Annotated in this window: 1 protein-coding gene; it reads left to right on the top strand. The window is 68.8% G+C overall.

Going from position 1 to position 3,303, the window contains the following annotated elements:
• Positions 1-441: 441 nt before the first annotated feature.
• Complete coding sequence (locus tag ACFYX0_RS47170; protein WP_388981860.1) at positions 442-2,985, top strand: DUF4118 domain-containing protein; 2,544 nt, start codon at positions 442-444, stop codon at positions 2,983-2,985.
• Positions 2,986-3,303 lie beyond the last annotated feature (318 nt).

Consider the following 3,303-nt stretch of genomic DNA (forward strand, 5'->3'; position numbering starts at 1 on the left):
TGCGACCACCAGGCGCACGCTGACACAGTGGGCGCTCTGAACGTTCTACGGGCCGGGCTGGTCCGTCGCAACGGCCGCCAGGCTTAGCGAGAAGCCCCCGGCTTTAGCCGGGGGAGGAGTCACGATGAGGCCCCCGCGACGACCGAGCGAACCGTGGCCCTCGCCCAGAGAGCGAAGCACCACCGGCCTCGGCGCGTTGGATCTGTCGGTCGCCATCCAGCCGTGAATGCGAGGTGCCGCCGGTCAGCGTCTGCGGCCCGTTGACGCCTCCTCGCGCCGAGCATCCACTTGCCCGGCCACCCGGGCCGGCGACCTGCGTCCGTATGTTGCTGACCGATACACGTCATTTCTGGATTGACTCCGGGCAGGTCTCAATCCATCGCACCATGGGAACCAGGAAGACAAACGCTGATCACGCAAGTAATGGCAGGAGCCGACGCCATGGCGCGCGGACGGTTGCAGATCTACCTCGGGGCCGCCCCAGGGGTGGGGAAGACCTACGCCATGCTGCAAGAAGGGCTCCGACTGCAATCGCTGGGCGCCGATGCTGCCGCCGGCTTCATCGAGTCACACGGCCGACGGCTTGTCGCGGCTATGGCCGAGGAGGTCGAAACGATCCCCCGGCACACACTGGTCCACCGCGGAGCCCCCTTCGAAGAAATGGATCTCGACGCGGTCCTCACCCGCCACCCTCAGGTCGCCCTGGTGGACGAGCTGGCCCACACCAACGTGCCCGGTTCACGCAACGCCAAGCGCTGGCAGGACATTGAGGAACTCCTCGACGCCGGCATCGACGTCATTACCACGCTCAACGTCCAGCACCTGGAGTCACTGGCAGACGTGTTCCGCCAGATCACCGGCGTCCCCCAGCGCGAGACCCTGCCCGACGAGGTCGCCCGCCGGGCCGACCAGATCGAACTGGTCGATCTCTCACCCGAAGTGCTGCGCCGCCGCATGGTGCACGGCGACATCTATCCGCCGGACCGCATCGAGGCCGCCCTCACCCACTATTTCCGGGTCGGGAACCTCACCGCACTACGGGAACTGGCGCTCCTGTGGCTCGCCGACAGGGTGGAGGAAGGCCTGCAGCGATACCGTGCGGAGCACGGTATCGCCACCCCCTGGGAGACCCGGGAACGGATCCTGGTGGGCCTGACCGGCGGCCCTGAAGGGCCCACCCTCATCCGCCGCGCCGCCCGGATCACCGCCCGCACCCCCGGCAGCGAACTGCTCGCCCTGCACGTTGCCCCCAGTGACGGGCTGACTCCCGCCCACCCCGCTGCCCTGTACGCCCAACGCACCCTGGTGGAGTCACTCGGCGGCAGCTACCACCAGACCGCCGGCGAGGACATCCCCGAAGCACTCCTGCAGTTCGCCGAAGCCGAGAACATCACCCAGATCGTCCTCGGCGCCAGTCGGCGCAACCGGCTGTCCCTGCTGCTGCGAGCAGGAGTAGGACAGCGAACAATCCGTCACTCCGGACCCGTCGACGTGCATATCGTCCACCACGGTCGGGCAGTCGCTCACCCGGTCCCGCACCGAGCTCGCGGCATCAGAGCGCCCTGCAATTGGGTCGCGCCAGCCGGCGCGGTCCTGCTGCCACACGCGCTCACCTTCGTCCTCGTCGCCTTGGGCGACGACCTCGGCCTCTCCAGCGACCTGGTGCTCTACCTGCTGGCCGTGGTCGCGATCGCCCTCGCCGGCGGTGTCCTCCCCGCACTGGCAGCCGCTGTCGTCGCGGGCCTTCTCGCTGACTACTTCTTCACGACGCCCGTGCACTCCCTGGCCATCGGGAGAGCAGGTGACATCCTTGCGCTGGCAGTCTTCCTGATCGTTGCCGCCGCCGTCGGCAGCGCCGCAGGAAACACAGCCCGCCGCACCCGCCAGACTGCTTATGTCGCCACCGAAGCCCGGGCGCTGACCCGGCTGGCAACCGCCGTCATGCGCGGTCAGGACCTGCCTGCCCTGCTCGAGCACATCCGGGAGAACTTCGGCCTTGCCTCGGCCAGCCTCCTCGAACGTGATCGCCGCGTTCCCGGCTCCCCTTGGTACGTCGTCGCCAGCACCGGACGACACCCGCCCGAAAAACCCGACCAGGCGGACTCAGAAGTCCCTGCCGACGACGATCTCACCCTCGCCGTACGCGGTCGTCGGCTCAGTAGCGACGACCAGCGCACCCTCGCCGCCTGCGCCACGCAACTGGCCATCGCGCATGCTCGGGGGAGCACCGGGGAAGACGACCCCCGCGCCGCCGCCGAGCGCACCCGCGCCTCCCTGCTCCTTGCGGCAAGCCGCGACCTACGCACCCCACTCCACAGCGCCGCAACGGCACTCACCGGTCTGCAGCACGCCGAAGCCGACCAGTCCCAGCTCACACGTGAACAACTGCTGGAGACGGCCCGCTCCTCTGTGCGCCGCGCCGTACAGCTCGTCAAAGACCTCGATGACCTCAGTCGGCTGCACGGTGGAGCCATAGACTTCTACCTCCGCCCGGTTGATCTGAATGAGGTCCTTACCGTGTCCCTCGACGACCTCGGGCCCGGCGGGCACACCCTCGACCTCCGGCTGCCCGAAGACCTCCCCGACGTGATCGCCGACGCCTCCCTCCTCAGTCGTGTACTCGCCTCGCTGGCAGCCGACGCACTGCGCCACAGCCCGCCCCACCAGCCGCCGGCCCTCACCGCCGAAACTCTGCCTGGTCGTCTGCAGATCCGCATCACAGACGCCAACCAGGAGCCAAGCCCTAACACCCCCGGCACAGAACCAACCACCGCGCCAGCCTCGGCCAGAGAAGACAGCCTGGCCCTGAGACTGTCGCGGGACCTCACCGAAGCCATGGACGGCACCCTCGAAGCCGCATCCACCGGCGCCTCCTCGTTCTCGGTGACGATGGCCCTCCCCACATCCGCGCGGTCAATCACATCCCGCACGCAGCACGACCGCACCCCTCTTCCCGGTGCCCTACCGGAACGACCACGGCGCTGACTCGCCACGGCCGGAGCTGGTGGTGTCGGAAGCTGCTTCTCCCTGGCACGGTGGCAGCCGGGCAGGGCCCGCTTACGCGGAGTTGACGGCACCTCCTCAGAGCGCTGCGGCCTTGGCCGTCTGTGGGCTGTTCGGAGGCGCCTCGGATACCTGCGTGCGCGGCGGGGTCGCCGGAAGACCGGTCGGCCACGCGGCCGGCCCCCCTGCCGGCACAAGGATTCACACGGTGGTGAGGTGGTTGGTCACCTCGATCACGTCGTCGATGTCCTCCACCTCCGCCAGCAGCCTGGACATCGAGGCTTGTGACATCCGGCCCGT

Source organism: Streptomyces sp. NPDC002573 (assembly GCF_042889625.1).
GTDB classification, from domain to species: domain Bacteria; phylum Actinomycetota; class Actinomycetes; order Streptomycetales; family Streptomycetaceae; genus Streptomyces; species Streptomyces gibsoniae.